Annotated in this window: 19 protein-coding genes; 13 read left to right on the top strand and 6 right to left on the bottom strand. The window is 68.6% G+C overall.

The genetic code is table 11. The features are described 5' to 3' along the window. The first annotated feature begins 25 nt into the window (after positions 1 to 25). Positions 26 to 943 (top strand): YihY/virulence factor BrkB family protein, encoded by a 918-nt coding sequence (locus KF892_16260; protein ID MBX3626575.1) that lies wholly within the window; start codon positions 26 to 28, stop codon positions 941 to 943. Here the strand turns inward: KF892_16260 and KF892_16255 are convergent. Together KF892_16255 and KF892_16250 are read right to left on the bottom strand one after the other, a co-directional pair. Continuing rightward, complete coding sequence (locus KF892_16255; protein MBX3626574.1) at positions 897 to 1,835, bottom strand: nitronate monooxygenase; 939 nt, start codon at positions 1,833 to 1,835, stop codon at positions 897 to 899. The two genes, KF892_16260 and KF892_16255, sit on opposite strands and share 47 nt — an antisense overlap. A gap of 45 nt (positions 1,836 to 1,880) precedes the next feature. Next, complete coding sequence (locus KF892_16250) at positions 1,881 to 2,753, bottom strand: LysR family transcriptional regulator (protein MBX3626573.1); 873 nt, start codon at positions 2,751 to 2,753, stop codon at positions 1,881 to 1,883. Between the two features lie 86 nt (positions 2,754 to 2,839). On the opposite strand from KF892_16250, the gene KF892_16245 reads away from it, so the two are divergent. The 6 genes from KF892_16245 to KF892_16220 all read left to right on the top strand — a co-directional run bounded on the left by KF892_16245 (position 2,840) and on the right by KF892_16220 (position 7,360). Further along, on the top strand, positions 2,840 to 3,142 hold the full coding sequence (locus tag KF892_16245; GenBank protein MBX3626572.1) for a hypothetical protein: 303 nt from the start codon (positions 2,840 to 2,842) through the stop codon (positions 3,140 to 3,142). 106 nt (positions 3,143 to 3,248) lie between these two features. Beyond that, positions 3,249 to 3,410: a periplasmic nitrate reductase, NapE protein gene (gene napE / locus KF892_16240; GenBank protein MBX3626571.1), complete on the top strand. Its 162-nt coding sequence runs from the start codon at positions 3,249 to 3,251 to the stop codon at positions 3,408 to 3,410. A 13-nt stretch (positions 3,411 to 3,423) separates the two neighbouring features. Beyond that, the gene (locus tag KF892_16235) at positions 3,424 to 3,747 is read left to right on the top strand and encodes a chaperone NapD (protein MBX3626570.1); all 324 of its coding nucleotides are present in this window, start codon (positions 3,424 to 3,426) and stop codon (positions 3,745 to 3,747) included. After that, positions 3,728 to 6,220, top strand: coding sequence for a periplasmic nitrate reductase subunit alpha (gene napA, locus KF892_16230; protein MBX3626569.1), 2,493 nt, complete (start codon positions 3,728 to 3,730; stop codon positions 6,218 to 6,220). The genes KF892_16235 and napA overlap by 20 nt, the downstream gene beginning before the upstream one ends. A gap of 61 nt (positions 6,221 to 6,281) precedes the next feature. Next, positions 6,282 to 6,707, top strand: a complete 426-nt coding sequence (locus KF892_16225) for a nitrate reductase cytochrome c-type subunit (protein ID MBX3626568.1) — start codon at positions 6,282 to 6,284, stop codon at positions 6,705 to 6,707. Next, positions 6,704 to 7,360 (top strand): cytochrome c3 family protein, encoded by a 657-nt coding sequence (locus tag KF892_16220; GenBank protein ID MBX3626567.1) that lies wholly within the window; start codon positions 6,704 to 6,706, stop codon positions 7,358 to 7,360. Before KF892_16225 ends, KF892_16220 begins: the two co-directional genes overlap by 4 nt. Position 7,361: 1 nt before the next feature. On the opposite strand, the gene KF892_16215 is transcribed toward KF892_16220, so the two are convergent. After that, complete coding sequence (locus KF892_16215; protein MBX3626566.1) at positions 7,362 to 8,591, bottom strand: SAM-dependent methyltransferase; 1,230 nt, start codon at positions 8,589 to 8,591, stop codon at positions 7,362 to 7,364. 110 nt (positions 8,592 to 8,701) lie between these two features. Here KF892_16215 and KF892_16210 point away from each other — a divergent pair, with 110 nt between their 5' ends. From KF892_16210 to KF892_16190, 5 genes are all read left to right on the top strand, one after another. Continuing rightward, the gene (locus tag KF892_16210; protein MBX3626565.1) at positions 8,702 to 9,229 is read left to right on the top strand and encodes a carboxymuconolactone decarboxylase family protein; all 528 of its coding nucleotides are present in this window, start codon (positions 8,702 to 8,704) and stop codon (positions 9,227 to 9,229) included. Positions 9,230 to 9,331: 102 nt separating this feature from the next. Further along, a complete protein-coding gene (locus KF892_16205) occupies positions 9,332 to 10,183 on the top strand; it encodes an SDR family oxidoreductase (GenBank protein MBX3626564.1) in 852 nt (283 codons plus the stop codon). Positions 10,184 to 10,300: 117 nt separating this feature from the next. Beyond that, positions 10,301 to 10,522, top strand: a complete 222-nt coding sequence (locus KF892_16200; protein ID MBX3626563.1) for a hypothetical protein — start codon at positions 10,301 to 10,303, stop codon at positions 10,520 to 10,522. Continuing rightward, positions 10,498 to 11,277: a zinc-binding dehydrogenase gene (locus KF892_16195; protein MBX3626562.1), complete on the top strand. Its 780-nt coding sequence runs from the start codon at positions 10,498 to 10,500 to the stop codon at positions 11,275 to 11,277. The genes KF892_16200 and KF892_16195 overlap by 25 nt, the downstream gene beginning before the upstream one ends. After that, positions 11,274 to 12,458, top strand: a complete 1,185-nt coding sequence (locus KF892_16190; GenBank protein ID MBX3626561.1) for a multidrug effflux MFS transporter — start codon at positions 11,274 to 11,276, stop codon at positions 12,456 to 12,458. The genes KF892_16195 and KF892_16190 overlap by 4 nt, the downstream gene beginning before the upstream one ends. 22 nt (positions 12,459 to 12,480) lie before the next feature. Here KF892_16190 and KF892_16185 read toward each other — a convergent pair whose 3' ends face one another. Further along, positions 12,481 to 13,515 carry a LacI family DNA-binding transcriptional regulator gene (locus KF892_16185; protein ID MBX3626560.1) on the bottom strand — a complete coding sequence of 345 codons (1,035 nt, stop codon included), beginning with the start codon at positions 13,513 to 13,515 and terminating at the stop codon, positions 12,481 to 12,483. Positions 13,516 to 13,573: 58 nt separating this feature from the next. Here KF892_16185 and KF892_16180 point away from each other — a divergent pair, with 58 nt between their 5' ends. After that, positions 13,574 to 13,933, top strand: coding sequence for a hypothetical protein (locus KF892_16180; GenBank protein MBX3626559.1), 360 nt, complete (start codon positions 13,574 to 13,576; stop codon positions 13,931 to 13,933). Between the two features lie 111 nt (positions 13,934 to 14,044). Here KF892_16180 and KF892_16175 read toward each other — a convergent pair whose 3' ends face one another. Together KF892_16175 and KF892_16170 are read right to left on the bottom strand one after the other, a co-directional pair. Further along, positions 14,045 to 14,776 (bottom strand): NUDIX hydrolase, encoded by a 732-nt coding sequence (locus tag KF892_16175; GenBank protein MBX3626558.1) that lies wholly within the window; start codon positions 14,774 to 14,776, stop codon positions 14,045 to 14,047. Next, positions 14,773 to 15,819: a bifunctional nicotinamide-nucleotide adenylyltransferase/Nudix hydroxylase gene (locus KF892_16170; protein ID MBX3626557.1), complete on the bottom strand. Its 1,047-nt coding sequence runs from the start codon at positions 15,817 to 15,819 to the stop codon at positions 14,773 to 14,775. The genes KF892_16175 and KF892_16170 overlap by 4 nt, the downstream gene beginning before the upstream one ends. Positions 15,820 to 15,822 lie beyond the last annotated feature (3 nt).

Raw genomic sequence — 15,822 nt, 5'->3', positions numbered from 1 at the left:
AAGGACATCGCGGAGCGCGTCTGACATGAAGCTCACCGCGATGTGGCAGCTGGCCAAGAAGGCCGCCGTCTCCTGGCAGAACGACTACGCGCCCAGCATGGGCGCAGCCCTCGCCTACTACACCACCTTCTCGGCAGCACCGCTGCTCTTGATCGTCGTGTCGGTGGCGGGCCTGGTGTTCGGCGCCGAAGCGGCGCGCGGCGAGATCTTTGCGCAGCTGCGCGGCATGCTGGGCGAAGAAGGCGCGGTCGCGATCCAGGGGCTGCTGGAGAGCGTGGCCAAGCCGAAGGAAGGTGTGTTCGCCACGTTCGTCGGCGTGGTGGTGCTGCTGATCGGTGCCACCACCGTGTTCGCCGAACTGCAGGACGCGCTCGACCGCATCTGGCGCGCGCCGGTGCGCCAGCGCAGCAGCGGCCTCTGGTCACTGCTGCGCGCCCGCGTGCTGTCGTTCGGGATGATCCTGGGCATCGGCTTCGTGCTCATGGTCTCGCTGGTGGTGAGCGCGGCGCTGTCGGCACTGGGCCACTGGTGGGCGCCACTCTTCGGCGCCTGGGAGGTGACGCTGCAGGCCGTCAACCTGCTGGTGAGCTTCGGTCTCGTCACGCTCATCTTCGCGATGATCTACAAGATCATGCCGCGCGTGAAAGTCGAGTGGCGCGACGTGTGGATCGGCGCCGCCGTCACCTCGCTGCTCTTTTCCATCGGCAAGCTGCTGATCGGCCTCTACATCGGCAAGAGCGGCATCACCTCGGGCTTCGGCGCGGCCGGCTCACTGGCGGTGGTGCTGGTGTGGGTGTATTACTCGGCGCAGATCTTCCTGCTGGGGGCCGAGTTCACCTGGGTCTATGCGCACAGCCACGGCTCGCGCCGCGGCGAGCCGACGCTCGAGTCGGAGATCAGCCGAACGAACGACGCTGCGCCAATCCGCCCAGCCGCGACGTGATCTCGAAGAACTGCGCGACCGTCTCGTCGATGATTTCCTTGGCGGTCTTCACGCGGTCGATCAGCGCGGCGCTCTGGCCGGCCAGGGCCGGTGCGGCCTCCATGTCGCCGTCGAAGTAGACGCTGCGGATGCCCTTGAGCGCATCGGGCGCCATCACACCCTCTTCATAGATCGCGAGCGTGCGCTGCGACTTCAGCGCGCGGATGCACGGCGTCGACTTCTTGTTGAGCACCAGCGTGCCGGTGTCTTTTGCGTCGACGATGGCCTGCTTGTAGTTCGCATGCACCGGGCTCTCGGCGCAGCTCACGAAGCGCGTGCCCATCTGCACCGCCTCGGCGCCGAGCGCAAACGCCGCCGCCATGCCACGCCCGTCGCAGATGCCGCCGGCCGCGATCAGCGGCACCTCGGTGCGCGCGCGGATGGCCTGCAGCAGCACGAGGGTCGACACCTCCTCCGGGTTCTTGAAGCCGCCACCTTCGGCGCCTTCGACCACCAGGCCGTCGATGCCGGCGTCGACGCACTTCATGGCCGCGTCGACCGTGGGCACCGCGTGGTAGACCACGATGCCCGCGTCCTTCAGCGGCGCGATGAACTTGGCCGGGCTGCCGGCCGAGGTCGTCACGAACTTGACGCCGCTCGTGCAGACGAACTTGAGCATCGCGTCGTCTTTCAGGAAGCGGATCGGCAGGTTCACGCCGAAGGGCAGGCCGGTGGCACGCATCTTCGCGATCTCGGCCTGGCAGTTCTCGGTCTCGCCGGAAGACGTCTCGATGATGCCGAGCCCGCCCGCGCGGGACACGGCCGAGGCAAGCGGGGTGCGGGCGATCCAGCCCATCGGGGCCTGCAGGATCGGGACGGTGGCGCCGGTGTGCGCGAGGACTCGGTTTGTCATGCCGGCGATTCTGGCGAGGTGCCAGCGCCGAGGGTGTCGCAAGCGTTACGACACCATCATCAAGCGATGCGCCAAGGGTGAGGGAGAACCCTGGTGCACGCAGTGGATCTGCAAGCGCAAGGCAAAGGCCTGCGGCAGCTCGCGCAGCACCACCGGCGCGCCCGCGGGCGGCGCCAGGCTCTTCTGCACGAAGGCGTGCCCGAGCCCGGCGGCCACCAGGCCCAGCGCGGCGGCGGGGTCGGCGGCTTCGTAGCGCACGTCGGGCGTCCAGCCGAGCGTCGCGCAGGCGGCCAGCAACTCCTCGCGCGCCGGCCAGGACAGCGGGGCGACCAGCGGCTCGCCGTCGAGGTCGAGCGCCTCGGCCGTCGCCAGCGCATGGCCGGCCGGCACCGCGAGCCGGAAGGGCTCTTCCAGCAGCAGGCAGCTCGCCAGGCCCGACTCGTGCGGCGGTGCCGCATAGGTGTAGCCGAGGTCCAGCTCGCCACGCTGCAGCGCCGCAAACTGGTCGGCCGAGGCCAGGCTGCGCAACTGGATGCGCGCCCCCGGCACCTGCTGCTGCAGCGCCTGCAAGGCCTTGCCGATGACGCCGGCATGCACCGCGCCGGCCACGTAGCCCACCACCAGCGTGCCCACCTTGCCGCGGCCCACGTCGGCCGCCCGTTGCTGCACCCGCTGGGCATGTGCGAGCAGGGCCCGCGCTTCGGCGAGGAACTCGCGCCCGGCCGGGGTCAGCTTCAAGCGCTTCTTCTCGCGGGTGAAGAGCGTGAGCCCAAGCCGCGATTCCAGCTGCTGCAGCTGGCGCGACAGCGGCGACTGCGAGATGTGCAGCAGCTCGGCCGCCTGGCCGACGTTCTCCGTTTCGGCCACCGCAACGAAGTAGCGCAATTGCTGCAGGTCCAACACGGATGAGACGCCCATGGTCTGAACTCAGTCCCCAACGGTCTTGGACGCGAGTATCAGCGTTCCCAAGAATGGTGCCTTCACAAGCTTGGGAAGGATTTCACATGGCACTCAGCAAGTTCGGCTTCATCGTCACCGGCTCGCAGCTCGACCCCACCCGCCACCGCCAGGTGATGCGGTCGCCAGCGTTCGAGATGCTGTCGGTGGGCGTGTCGTCCCCGTCGCAGGCCCTGGCCGTGGCCCAGGCGATGGTGGCCGACGGGGTGCAGCTCATCGAGCTCTGCGGCGGCTTCGGCCCGACCTGGACGGCGCAGGTGCTGGAGGCGGTGGGCCACCGCGTGCCGGTCGGCTCGGTGTCGTATGGGCCGGAAAGCATCGACGCCCTTCATGCGCTTTTCCGGGGCTGAGCGCAAGCTCTTCGTGCACACCCCTGGTGCGAGCTAGCGTTTTGTTGACGGGGCTCAAGCCCGCGGTTGACAGTCCACGCGACAGTGCGCACCAAGGAGAAGCTGCATGAGCGAGACAACTTCTGGGCCGTCCGTCAAAACGCAGGAGCGGCGCAGCCTGATTTTTCTGTCGGTGGTGATGGCCCCGGTGCTGGCGGTGGGCATCGTGGCCGGCTACGGCTTCCTGGTCTGGGTCTTCCAGATGTTCGCCGGCCCGCCGGGCGGTTGAACGGGAGCCGATCATGGTCGTCGCCGACCCCGAACTCCACATCACGAGCCTGGTGGTGCATGCCACCGCCAAACGCGCCCCCGGCATCGCCGCCGCCCTTGAGGCCCTGCCCGGCGCCCAGGTGCACGCCGTGACCGAAGGCGGCAAGCTCGTCGTCACCCTCGAAACCGATACCGCCGACGAGATGCTCGGCCAGATCGGCCGCATCCAGCGCCTGCCCGGCGTGCTGAGCGCCACCGTCGTCTACCAGGCCATCGACAGCCTGGAGGCCATGAACCAGTTGATTGAACCGAACAACGAAAGAGAAGGGGTGCCCGATGGCCATCGTCCGTCGTGATTTCATCCGCAACACCGCCGCGGCCACCGCCGCGATGGTGGCCGGCGTGCCGCTGCCCGGCAACGCCCAGCAACCCGCCGCCCCCAACGACCCGAGCGTGAAATGGTCGAAGGCGCCCTGCCGCTTCTGCGGCACCGGCTGCGGCGTGACCGTGGGCGTGAAGGACAACCGCGTGGTCGCCACCCACGGCGACGTGCAGGCGGAGGTCAACAAGGGCCTCAACTGCGTGAAGGGCTACTTCCTCAGCAAGATCATGTACGGCGAAGACCGGCTGACCAAGCCGCTGCTGCGCATGAAGAACGGCCAGTACGACAAGAACGGCGAGTTCCAGCCCGTGAGCTGGGACATGGCCTTCGACACCATGGCCGCGCAGTGGAAGAAGGTGCTCAAGGAAAAGGGGCCGACGGCGGTGGGCATGTTCGGCTCCGGCCAGTGGACGGTGTGGGAAGGCTACGCCGCGTTGAAGCTGATGAAGGCGGGCTTCCGCACCAACAACATCGACCCCAACGCACGCCACTGCATGGCCTCGGCCGTGGCCGGGATGATGCGCACCTTCGGCATGGACGAGCCGATGGGCTGCTACGACGACATCGAAGCGGCCGACGCCTTCGTGCTCTGGGGCTCCAACATGGCCGAGATGCACCCGGTGCTGTGGACCCGCGTGACCGACCGGCGCCTCTCGGCCGCGCATGTGAAGGTGGCCGTGCTGTCGACCTTCGAGCACCGCTCGTGCGACCTGGCCGACATCAACATGATCTTCACGCCGCAGACGGACCTGGCCATCCTCAACTTCATCGCCCACCACATCATCAGCACCGGGCGTGTGAACCGCGAGTTCGTCGACAAGCACACCACCTTCAAGGTGGGCAACCCCGACATCGGCTACGGCCTGCGCCCCGAGCACCCGCTGCAGGTGGCGGCGAAGAACGCGAAGGACGCGGGCGGCGCCAAGCCGAGCAGCTTCGACGAGTTCGCCAAGTTCGTGTCGACCTACACGCTCGAGTACACCGCCAAGCTCTCGGGCGTGCCGGCCAACCGGCTGCTCGCGCTGGCCGAGCTGTACGCCGACCCGAAGGTCAAGGTGATGTCGTTCTGGACCATGGGCTTCAACCAGCACACCCGCGGTGTGTGGGCCAACAACATGGTCTACAACATCCACTTGCTGACCGGCAAGATCTCCACGCCGGGCAACAGCCCCTTCTCGCTCACCGGCCAGCCGAGCGCCTGCGGCACCGCACGCGAGGTGGGCACCTTCTCGCACCGCCTGCCCGCCGACATGGTGGTGGCCAACCCCGAGCACCGCAAGCACACCGAAGAAATCTGGAAGGTGCCCCAGGGCACCATCCCCACCACGCCGGGCTACCACGCCGTGCTGCAGAACCGCATGCTGAAAGACGGCAAGCTCAATGCGTACTGGGTGCAGGTCAACAACAACATGCAGGCGGCGGCCAACCTCTCGCAGGAAGGCTTCCCCGGCTACCGCAACCCGGCCAACTTCGTGGTCGTGTCCGACGCCTACCCGACCGTCACCGCCGTCGCCGCCGACCTGATCCTGCCGACCGCGATGTGGGTCGAGAAGGAAGGCGCGTATGGCAACGCCGAGCGGCGCACGCACTTTTGGCACCAGCTGGTCAGCGCACCGGGCGAAGCCAAGAGCGACCTCTGGCAGCTGATGGAGTTCAGCAAGCGCTTCAAGATCGAGGAGGTGTGGCCGGCCGAGCTCATCGCCAAGCAGCCGTCGGTCAAGGGCAAGACACTCTTCGAGGTGCTGTACCGCAACGGCCAGGTCGATGCCTTCCCCACCTCGCAGATCGAAGCCGGCTACGCCAACGACGAATCGAAGGCCTTCGGCTTCTACGTGCAGAAGGGCCTGTTCGAGGAATACGCAACCTTCGGCCGCGGCCACGGGCACGACCTCGCCCCCTTCGACACCTACCACCAGGTGCGCGGCCTGCGCTGGCCGGTCGTCAACGGCAAGGAGACCCGCTGGCGCTACAAGGAAGGCAGCGACCCCTATGTGAAGGCGGGCACCGGCTACCAGTTCTACGGCCACAAGGACAACAAGGCGGTCATCTTCGCCCTGCCCTACGAGCCGCCGGCGGAAGCACCCGACAAGGAGTACCCGTTCTGGCTGTCGACCGGGCGTGTGCTGGAGCACTGGCACTCTGGCTCGATGACCCGGCGCGTGCCGGAGCTGCACAAGGCGGTGCCCAACGCGGTCTGCTACATCCACCCGGAAGACGCACGCGCGCTCGGCGTGCGGCGCGGCGACGAGGTCATGCTCAGCTCGCGGCGCGGCCGCATGCACACCCGCGTCGAAACGCGGGGGCGCAACAAGCCGCCGCGCGGCCTGGTGTTCGTGCCCTGGTTCGATGCCAGCCAGCTCATCAACAAGCTGACGCTCGACGCCACCGACCCGATCTCCCTGCAGACGGACTTCAAGAAGTGCGCGATCAAGATCGAGAAGGTGTGATGCCATGACACGACGCTTTTTGCTCCTGCTCGCCGCGGCGCTCGCGCTGCCGCTCGCACCGATGGCGCAAACCTCCACCAGCGCGCCTGCCAGCGCCCCCGCGGGCTTCACCGACGCCGCCCGCGGCACGGCGCCCATCCCCGACAGCACCCGCCCGCCGCGCCTGACCAACAGCGTCAACGACGACCGCCGCATGCCGCGCAACTACGACATGCAGCCACCGGTGGTGCCGCACCGTGTCGACGGCTACCAGATCGACAAGAACTTCAACAAATGCCTCGACTGCCACGCGCGTGACAAGACCGAGTTCAGCGGCGCGGTGCCGGTGAGCAAGACGCACTACGTCGACCGCAACGGCAAGGTACTCGACCGCATCTCCACCCGCCGCTACTTCTGCCAGCAGTGCCACGTGTCGCAGGAGCCGGTGTCCCCCATCACCGGCAACCGTTTCCAAGGTTTGACGACGCCCCAGAGGACCACACCGTGATCAACCTGCTCAAGCGTTACTGGCATGTCATCTCTCGCCCGAGCGTCCACTACAGCCTCGGCTTCCTGACCATCGTCGGCTTCATCGGCGGCATCGTCTTCTGGGGCGGCTTCAACACCGCGATGGAGGCGACCAACACCGAAGCCTTCTGCACCGGCTGCCACGAGATGCGCGACAACGTGTTCGCCGAACTCAAGACCACCATCCACTACACCAACCGTTCCGGCGTGCGTGCGGTCTGCAGCGACTGCCACGTGCCGCACAACTGGACCGACAAGATGGCCCGCAAGATGCAGGCCTCGAAGGAGGTGTGGGGCAAGATCTTCGGCACCATCGACACGCCCGAGAAGTTCCAGGCCAAGCGGCTGGAACTCGCGCAGCACGAATGGGCGCGCCTGAAGGCCAACGATTCGCTGGAGTGCCGCAACTGCCACCAGTACGACTCGATGGACTTCACCCGCCAGAGCCAGCGCGCGCAGGCGATGCACAGCACCTACCTCGCCAACAAAGAGAAGACCTGCATCGACTGCCACAAGGGCATCGCCCACCGGCTGCCGCACATCCCGCCCGGCCAGGGCCCGAGCGACACCCCGGGGCAGGTGGTGCCCACGCCGCAGAGCGCGGCGGCGGCCTCGGGTGTGGCGTCGAAGTGAATCAGGCCGGCAGCAGCCCGTCGGCCTTGAGCAGCGTCTCCAGGCACTGCTGCTGTACGCGGTAGAAGTCCTTCACCTCGCGCACCTGCTGCAACACCTCGGTGTTGGAGCGCGGCTGCGCCCGCTTCACCGCGAGGATCATCTTGTTCTTCTGCGTGTGCTCCAGCGACACGAACTCGAACACCTGCGTGTCGTAGCCGCAGGCGTCGAGCAGCATCGCGCGCAGGCCGTCGGTCAGCATCTCGGCCTGCTGGCCCAGGTGCACGCCATGCTGCAGGATGGGCGCGAGCGGGTGCGGGCTCAGCAGCTGCGGGCGCAGCTCCTTGTGGCAGCAGGGTGAACACAGGATGATGTCGGCCCCGGCGCGCAGGCCGAGGTGGATCGCGTGGTCGGTCGCCGTGTCGCAGGCGTGCAGCGCGATCATCACGTTTAGCTCGGCGGGCTGGTAGTGCCGCACGTCGCCCTCTTCGATGCGCAGGCCCTCGAGCTTCAGGCGCGCGATGGCGTCGTTGCACAGCTTCACCATGTCGGGCCGCAGCTCCACGCCGGTCACCTGCGCGTCGATGTGTTTCGTGTGGCGCAGCCAGTCGTGCAGCGCGAAGGTCAGGTAGCCCTTGCCCGAGCCGAAGTCGATCACGTGCAGCGCCTTCGCGTCGGCCAGGCGCGAGCGCTCCAACGCATGCGCGAACACCTCGACGAACTTGTTGATCTGCTTCCACTTGCGCGCCATCGCCGGCACCACCTGGTGGTCGCGCGTGGTCACGCCGAGCTCAACGAGGAAGGGCCGGTTCACGTCGACCCAGCGCTGCTTCTCGCGGTCGTGGCCTGACGACGCGGCCTGCGGCGCGGTGGCCCGGTGCGTGGCCAGCGTGCAGCGGCCTCGTTTGCTCACCGCCAGCTGCACTTCCTCGTCCGCATGGAAGAGGTGCGCATTGCCGAACTGCGTGCCCACGAGGCCGAGCAGCACGGCCTGGCCTTCATCGAGCGGGTGGTTCTTGGTGATGTCGCGCGTGGCGTGCGTGTAGACGAGCGAGAGCACCCGCTCGCCGCGCAGCACCACACGCCGCGCCGTCACACGCTGCAGGTCACCCGCCGCCGCGAGCGGCTTGGCCAGCACCAGCTTCGCGAAGTCGTCGCTCGCCAGCACCTCGCCCAGGCGGGCGGCAAAGCGCTGGAAATCCGGCTGCTCGTGCAGCGTGGCGGTCGACGACGACGGGTGGGGTGCGCTCATGGCGCCGATTGTGTCCCGCAGCGGACAACCCGGGCCCGGGCTTGCCCGAAATGAAACGTTTCACTCCTGCGCTAGCATTGCCTCCACAACATCATCACAAAGGAGCCTCCGTGGCCCGCATTCCCTATTTCGACATGAGCCAGGCGAGCGAGCAGTACCAGGCGCTGCTCGCCTCGCGCAACCCGCTCAACCTCTACCGCATGCTGCCGCACGCGGGCGACGCGGCCTCCTCGGGCTTTCTTGCGCTCGGCAGCGCGCTGCTGCGCCACAACGAGCTCGACTCGCAGCTGCGCGAGATCGCCATCCTGCGCGTGGGCATCCTGAGCAACGCGAGCTACGAGGTGCACCAGCACAAGCGGGTGGCGAAGAACGTGGGCATGTGCGACGCGACCATCGCCGCGCTCGAAGTCGGCGCCGACACCTCGGTGCTCACCCCCGACGAGAAGCTGGTGCTCGAGTTCACCGACGTGGTGTTCCGCGAGGTGAAGGCGCCCGATGCCTTGTTCAACCAGGTCGCCGAACGCTTCGGTCACCGCCAGACCGCCGAGCTGGTGCTGACCATCGGCTTCTACATGCTGGTGAGCCGCTTCCTCGAGAACTTCGAGGTCGACATCGAACCCGCCGGCACGATCAAGTAAACACAACCGCTCAGCCTGAGGTATCGAAGGCCCGCTCAGGCCATGCAGGGCTTCGATACCTCAGCCCGAACGGGTTGCTGACTTCCACGCAGAAGGAACCCCATGAACCTCGCCCCCACCGACCTCGACCCGAGCCGCGCCCTGCACCCCGAGACCCTCGGCCACGCCCCCGGCCGCGGCCGACTACAAGGCCGCCGTGTGCTCGTCATCGGCGCCGGCCAGCGGGTCATTCCCGAAGAAGACCCGCCCATCGGCAACGGCCGCGCCATCTCCGTGCTCTTCGCGCGTGAAGGCGCGCAGGTCGCGTGTGTCGACGTCAAGGCCGAGGCGGTGCAGGCCACCGTCGACCAGATCACGGCCGAAGGCGGCACGGCCCACGCCTTCGTGGCCGACGTGCTGGATACCGCCGGCATCGCCCCGCTGGTGGCGCAAGCCGCCGAGGCGATGGGCGGCCTCGATGGCCTGGTGCTCAACGTCGGCATCTCGCATGGCCTGCCGTTCGACCGCATCACGCCCGAGACCTGGGACAAGGAATACGGCGTCAACGTGAAGAGCCACATGTTCTTCAGCCAGGCCGCGCTGCCGCTGATGAGCCCGGGCGGCAGCATCGTGCTGATGTCCTCGCTCGCCAGCCTGCGCAACGCGAGCCGCAACCCGACCTACGAATCGGCCAAGGCCGCGCAGGTCTCGCTGGCACGCGCCATCGCCGTCGCCGGTGAGCCCAAGGGCATCCGCTGCAACGCCGTGCTGCCCGGCCTGATGGACACGCCGATGGGCCGCGACGCGAGCCGCCGTCGCCCCAACCGCGCGCTGGCCGTGCCCTTCGGCCGCCAGGGCACCGGCTGGGAGGTGGCGTATGCGACGCTCTTCCTCATCTCCCACGAATCCACCTACGTCAACGGGCATGCGCTGCTGGCCGATGGCGGGCTGAGCATCGGCGTCATCAGGACATGACAACCCCTCGCCCGATGAGTACATCGGTCGATCCCCCAAGGGGATGCGGGCCGGCTTGGGAGCGGCCCGGCGCTCGGCCCGCCGCCACCTGCTAGAAAGGTCGACATGAGCAAGACGATGAAAGCCGCCGTCCAGGCCGGCGCCCAAGGCCTGCAGATCCAACACGTCGACATCCCCGAGCCGGGGCCCGACGAGGTGCTGGTGAAGGTGCGCGCCTGCGGCCTCAACCGTGCCGACCTCGGCATGGCCGCCGGCCACGCGCACGGGGCGCAAGGCGGCCCGGGCACACGCCTCGGCATGGAGTGGCCGGCGAGGTGGTGCGCTGCGGCGCCAACGTGAAGGAATACAAGCCCGGCGACCGGGTGATGGGCTCCGGCCGTGGTGCCTTCGCCGAGTACGCGGTGTCGGACTTCGGCCGTGTCATCCCGATCCCGTCAACGTCCATGAGCTTCGAGCAAGCCGCCACCCTGCCCGTCGCCCTGCAGACCATGCTCGACGCGGTGGTCACCAACGGCCGCCTGCAGCAGGGCGAGGCGGTGCTGATCCAGGGCGCCTCGTCGGGCGTCGGCCTGATGGGCCTGCAGATCGCGAAGCTCATGGGCGCGGGCCTCGTGGCAGGCAGCTCCACCACCCCGACCCGCCGTGAGCGCCTGAAAGACTTCGGCGCGCAGCTCGCCGTCGACACCACGCAGGCCGACTGGCCGCAACGGCTGCTCGATGCGACCGAGGGCCAGGGGGTGCACCTCATCGTCGACCAGCTCTCGGGCGCGCAGGCCAACCAGAACCTCAAGGCCGCGCGCGTGCTCGGCCGCATCGTCAACGTGGGGCGACTGGCCGGCACCCGCGCCGAGTTCGACTTCGACCTGCACGCGCTGAAACGCATCCACTACATCGGCGTCACCTTCCGCACCCGCAGCGTGGACGAGGTGCGCGAGATCAACCGCCGCATGCGCGCCGACCTCGGCCCCGCCCTCGCGGCCGGCCAGCTCGCCCTGCCGATCGACAGCACCTTCCCCTTTGACGACGCCGCGCAGGCCCTCGCCCACATGGCGCGCAACGCGCACTTCGGCAAGATCGTGCTCACCGTGCAGTGACCACAGACCGCCGCATCGCCCCCCTCTGGCTGCTGAGCGCGCTGCCCGCGGTCGGCCTCTTCTCTTCCTCCGCCTACCTGCCCTCGCTGCCGGCGATGGCGCGCGACTTCGGCGTGCCGATCGGCCAGGTGCAGCTCACCGTCAGCGCCTACCTCGCCGCGATGGCAGCCTTCATGCTGGTGGTCGGCCCCTGGAGCGACCGCGCCGGGCGCCGGCAGGTGGGGCTCGTCACGCTCGTGGTCTTCTTTCTCGGCAGTCTCGCCGCCTGGTGCGCGCCCACCATCGAGTGGCTGATCGCCGCGCGCATCGCACAAGGCATCGGCGCGAGCGGCGGCATGGTGCTCACGCGCTCGATGGTGCGCGACGCGATGAGCGACGAAGACGCCGCCCGCGCGAGCGCCCACCTGGGCATGAGCATCGCCATCGCGCCCATCGTCGCGCCGATGGTCGGCGGCCTGGTGCAACAGAGTTTCGGTTGGCGCGCCAACCTGCTGCTCTTCTCGCTGCTCGGGCTGGTGCTGCTGGCCGCCTCGCTGCGCGGCCTGGTCGAGACCCTGCCTGCCGAGCGCCGCAACACGCACGGCGGCTGGCGGCTCGTCACCGGCTACGTGGAGCTGCTGCGCACCCGCCGCTTCATGGCCAACACGCTGCCCATCGCCATCGGTGCCTTGGGCATCTTTGCGTACAACACCCAGGCGCCGGCCCTGCTGATCGGCGAGCTGCACGTGAGCGCGGCGGCCTTCGGTGTCTACGGTGCGCTGCCGCCCATCGGCTACGTCATCGGCAACTTCATCGTCTCGCGGCTCACCGGCCAGGTCACCCCACGCCGGCTGATCGAGGCCGGCTGCCTGCTGCTGGCAACCTCGGGCAGCCTCGTCGCGCTGCTGGGCGGGGTGTTTGGCGACGTGGCCGCCTGCATCGCCGTGCCGATGCTGCTCTTCGGCCTGGGCAACGGCCTCTTGATGCCCAACGCGATGCTGCGCAGCATGAGCGTGTCGCCCATGCTCGTGGGCTCGTCGTCGGCGCTCTCGGGCTGCCTGCGCATGGCCGCCGGCTCGCTCGGCAGCCTGATGGTGGTGAGCCTGCCGATCCACGGCGGCGTGGCGCTCGGCCTGCTGGTCGCCGCGATGGGCGCGCTGTCGCTCGTGAGCTTCGTCGGCCTGTCGCGCGGCGAGACCTGACGCGCCGCGCGCACGAAAGGCCTCAGGTCTTCTTCGGCGCCGGCCCGCACGAGCCGCGCGGGATGAAGTCGCTCACCAGCGTCACGCTCTTGGGCGGCCCGTCGTCGCCACGCATGCGGGCCAGCAGCAGCGCGGTGGCTTCGTCGGCAGCCTTCTCGAGGTCGATGCGCAGCGACGAGATCGCCGGCGCATGGCCCGCCGCGAAATCGGGGTCGCCGAAGGACACCACCGACACGTCGTCGGGGATGCGCAGGCGCTGCGCGCCGATGGCGTTGAGCGTGTCGTTGAGGATCGTCGTGCCCATCACCAGCAGCGCGGTCGGCCGGTCGGTGCGGCGCAGCAAGGTGCTCACCGCCTCGAAGGCCGAGCTGGTGGCGGACGGCAGGTGCACGATGAACTCTTCGTTGACCTCCAGCTTCGCCAGCTTGTGGCCCATGCGGTAGCCCTCGGTGCGGCGGCGGATCGGCCGGTTGGGCGACTGCGACAACACCATCGCGATGCGCTTGTGGCCGAGGCCCGCGAGGTACTGCACCAGGTTCTTCACGCCGGGCACATGCTCGAAGAGCACGCTGTCGGTGGGGGAGTCCATGTCGCGGTCGAGGATGACGGTGGGCACCGGCAGCGAGCGCACCGCCGCCAGCACCTCGCGGTCGCGCTCGTTGCCGGGGGCGATGAGCAGGCCGTCCATGCCGCGGCTCACGAAGGTGGAGAGGATCTCGATCTCGCGCTCGGCCTGGTTGAGGCTGTTGGCGAGCAGCATCATGTAGCCGTGCGGGCGCAGGCGCTCTTCCAGCCCGCGGTAGAGCTTGGCGTAGAGCGGGTTGGCCACATCGGTCAGCAGGCAGCCCACCGTGCGCGAGCTGCGCAGGCGCAGCGACTGCGCCGCGTGGTTGGGCCGGTAGCCGAGCTGGGCGATGGCGCGCTCCACCTTCTCGCGCGTGGCCTCGCTCACGTTGGCCACCTTGTTGATGACCCGCGACGCGCTGCCGAGCGACACACCCGCCAGTTCGGCCACGTCGCGGATGCTGAGGGTCTTGGGTTTGGAGGCGCGTGGCATCGTGTGAGCTCGTAGGAGAGGCCCAGGGAAGTGAGGCGCGAGAATTGTAGGGACGCCCATGCCGCGCAAAGCCCGCTCCTCCACCAGCACCACGCCGCGTTCGCACCACTACCACGTCTACGTGGTGGAGCTCGACGACCGCGTGTGGAACCACGCGCGCTTCCGCGCTGCCAACCCCGACTACCAGCTCGGCAAACCCTTCGTCTACGTCGGCATGACCGGCCTCGACCCCGACGTGCGCTTCGACAAGCACAAGGCCGGCCTCCAGGCCAACCGCTACGTGCAGGAGCACGGGCTGCGCCTGCTGCCGCAGGTATACGAGGTCTACAACCCAATGCCGTATGAGGGCGCGAAGGAGATGGAGGTGGAACTGGCGATCGGCTTGCGCGAGAAGGGCTGGGGCGTCTGGCAGGCGTGAAGACGCCCCCCAGTCGCTTCGCTCCTGCCCCCGAGGGGCGCCCCCTCGACGGCCGGGCAAAGCCCGATCCGTGAGGGGTTGCTCGATGAGCCCGTGCTTCGCCGGGCTTGGTCAATCGTCAGCGCGAGGGCTGAAGGTGCGTGGAAAAAAGACCGGCAGCTTCCGATCTTTCAACTGGTAGCCCATCGGCGGCCGATTCGATTCGCTCGGCACCACGCCCACCTCCTGCAGAAAGCCGGCCGCCAACATGCGGGTGCGGAAGCCGCTCTTGTCGACCGGCCGGCCCAGCACGACCTCGTACATGCGCTGCAGCTGCGGCAAGGTGAAGGGCTCGGGCAGCAGGAAGGCGGGCAGCGAGGTGTATTCCACCTTGCTGCGCAGCCGCTCGACGGCGGCGCGCAACAGCTCGTAGTGGTCGAAGGCCAGACGCGGGCGCTTCTTCAACGCCGCTTCGACCTCGAACCACGCCACGTCCGCCGCGTTGGCGCCTTTGGCGAGCGTCAAGTCGCCACTCGGCAGCAAGGCGAAATACACGTGGGTGGCCGACCAGCCGCGGGGGTCGCGCGTGGCGCTGCCCCAACTGCCGAGCTGCTCGAGGTAGGGGCTCGCAACGGCCGTCTTCTCGTGCAGCTTGCGGCGTGCGCAGTCGAGCAGCGAGTCGTCACGCTCGACGTCGACATACCCCCCGGGCAAGGCCCACTGGCCGGGAAAGGGCTCGCCCGCGTCGGATGGGCGCTGCACGAGCAGCACCTGCAAGCTGTCGTCGCGCACGCTGAAGATCGCCACGTCGACGGTGGTGTAGGGGCGGGGGAAGGCCTCCCCACCGCTCATGCGCCGGCTCATGTCTCGGTCAAGTCGAGGAAGTGATCGAGCATGTGGAAGTGATCGTCATGGAACCGATCCTCCATCGTCGCCAGCCGCGCGATGGGCATCCACTCGACCGACTGCGCGTCGTCGTCGGCCTGCACTTCGGGCAGCTCACGCTCGCCGAGGTCGAAGTAGTGGGCGTGCGTGATCACCCGGCCGCGCTGGCTGCGGTCGGGGTGGTCGAAGACGGCCACGTCGACGAGGCTCGCGCGCATCGTGAGGTCGAGCAGGGTGAGGTGCGTCTCTTCCTCCAGCTCGCGCAGGCAGGACTGGTAGACGGTCTCACGCTGTTCGATGAAACCGCCCGGCACGGCATAGAGGCCCTTGCCGGGTGCCTTGCCGCGCTGGATGAGCAGCACGTGGTTGGCGCAGCGCACCACCGCATCCACCGTCACGAAGACGGGCGGGTACGGCGCGCCGGCCCACTTGGCCTTCTCTTCGCGCAGCAGGCACCACTCTTCACAGAGCGCGTCGAAGTGCGGCAGCCGCACCCAGGCACGCAGGAAGTCGAGCGTGCTCGGCGGCGCCTGGCCCACGAGGGCGGCGAGCGTGGCGTCGATGTTGTGCGCGCCGGCCGCATAGAGCGCGTCGCGCAGGCCGGTGCCGTCGGCGCCCGGCACACGCTCGACCGAGATCACCGTCCAGCCCGGGAAGCTGCGCAGGTACTCGCTGGTCGCGTCTTTGTAGTGGCCGACGAGCGCGACGCTCGCCGCTTCGCCGCACAGGTCGGCCACGCCGCGCTGCACGGCCTGCACCCAGCGGGCTTCGTCGTAGTGGTCGCGCATGGGCAGGAACTTCACGCGCTCGCGCTCCTCCTCGTTCAGCGCGAGGCGCACGACTTCGGCGCGCTCCTGCCAGGTCAGCGGGTTCTTCGGCGTGCGCGCCTGCCAGGCCGAGCCGATCACGAGCACGACGGTGGGCGCGATCTCCAGCGCGTGCTTCAGCAACGCGAGGTGGCCGAGGTGGAAGGGCTGGAAGCGGCCGACATACACGGCCACGTCAGGGGTCGGGGTGGTCATGGG

It is taken from the genome of Rhizobacter sp. (assembly GCA_019635355.1).
Taxonomy (GTDB): domain Bacteria; phylum Pseudomonadota; class Gammaproteobacteria; order Burkholderiales; family Burkholderiaceae_C; genus Rhizobacter.
The sequence above is the reverse complement of the archived record's forward strand: the minus strand, read 5'-3'. Positions and strand labels throughout refer to the sequence as shown.

Bases quoted from the DNA above. Each gene is read 5' to 3' on its own strand.
- KF892_16260 (MBX3626575.1), top strand. From the start codon at position 26: ATGAAGCTCACCGCGATGTGGCAGCTGGCCAAGAAGGCCGCCGTCTCC.
- KF892_16255 (MBX3626574.1), bottom strand. From the start codon at position 1,835: ATGACAAACCGAGTCCTCGCGCACACCGGCGCCACCGTCCCGATCCTG.
- KF892_16250 (MBX3626573.1), bottom strand. From the start codon at position 2,753: ATGGGCGTCTCATCCGTGTTGGACCTGCAGCAATTGCGCTACTTCGTT.
- KF892_16245 (MBX3626572.1), top strand. From the start codon at position 2,840: ATGGCACTCAGCAAGTTCGGCTTCATCGTCACCGGCTCGCAGCTCGAC.
- napE (MBX3626571.1), top strand. From the start codon at position 3,249: ATGAGCGAGACAACTTCTGGGCCGTCCGTCAAAACGCAGGAGCGGCGC.
- KF892_16235 (MBX3626570.1), top strand. From the start codon at position 3,424: ATGGTCGTCGCCGACCCCGAACTCCACATCACGAGCCTGGTGGTGCAT.
- napA (MBX3626569.1), top strand. From the start codon at position 3,728: ATGGCCATCGTCCGTCGTGATTTCATCCGCAACACCGCCGCGGCCACC.
- KF892_16225 (MBX3626568.1), top strand. From the start codon at position 6,282: ATGGCGCAAACCTCCACCAGCGCGCCTGCCAGCGCCCCCGCGGGCTTC.
- KF892_16215 (MBX3626566.1), bottom strand. From the start codon at position 8,591: ATGAGCGCACCCCACCCGTCGTCGTCGACCGCCACGCTGCACGAGCAG.
- KF892_16205 (MBX3626564.1), top strand. From the start codon at position 9,332: ATGAACCTCGCCCCCACCGACCTCGACCCGAGCCGCGCCCTGCACCCC.
- KF892_16200 (MBX3626563.1), top strand. From the start codon at position 10,301: ATGAAAGCCGCCGTCCAGGCCGGCGCCCAAGGCCTGCAGATCCAACAC.
- KF892_16185 (MBX3626560.1), bottom strand. From the start codon at position 13,515: ATGCCACGCGCCTCCAAACCCAAGACCCTCAGCATCCGCGACGTGGCC.
- KF892_16180 (MBX3626559.1), top strand. From the start codon at position 13,574: ATGCCGCGCAAAGCCCGCTCCTCCACCAGCACCACGCCGCGTTCGCAC.
- KF892_16175 (MBX3626558.1), bottom strand. From the start codon at position 14,776: ATGAGCCGGCGCATGAGCGGTGGGGAGGCCTTCCCCCGCCCCTACACC.
- KF892_16170 (MBX3626557.1), bottom strand. From the start codon at position 15,819: ATGACCACCCCGACCCCTGACGTGGCCGTGTATGTCGGCCGCTTCCAG.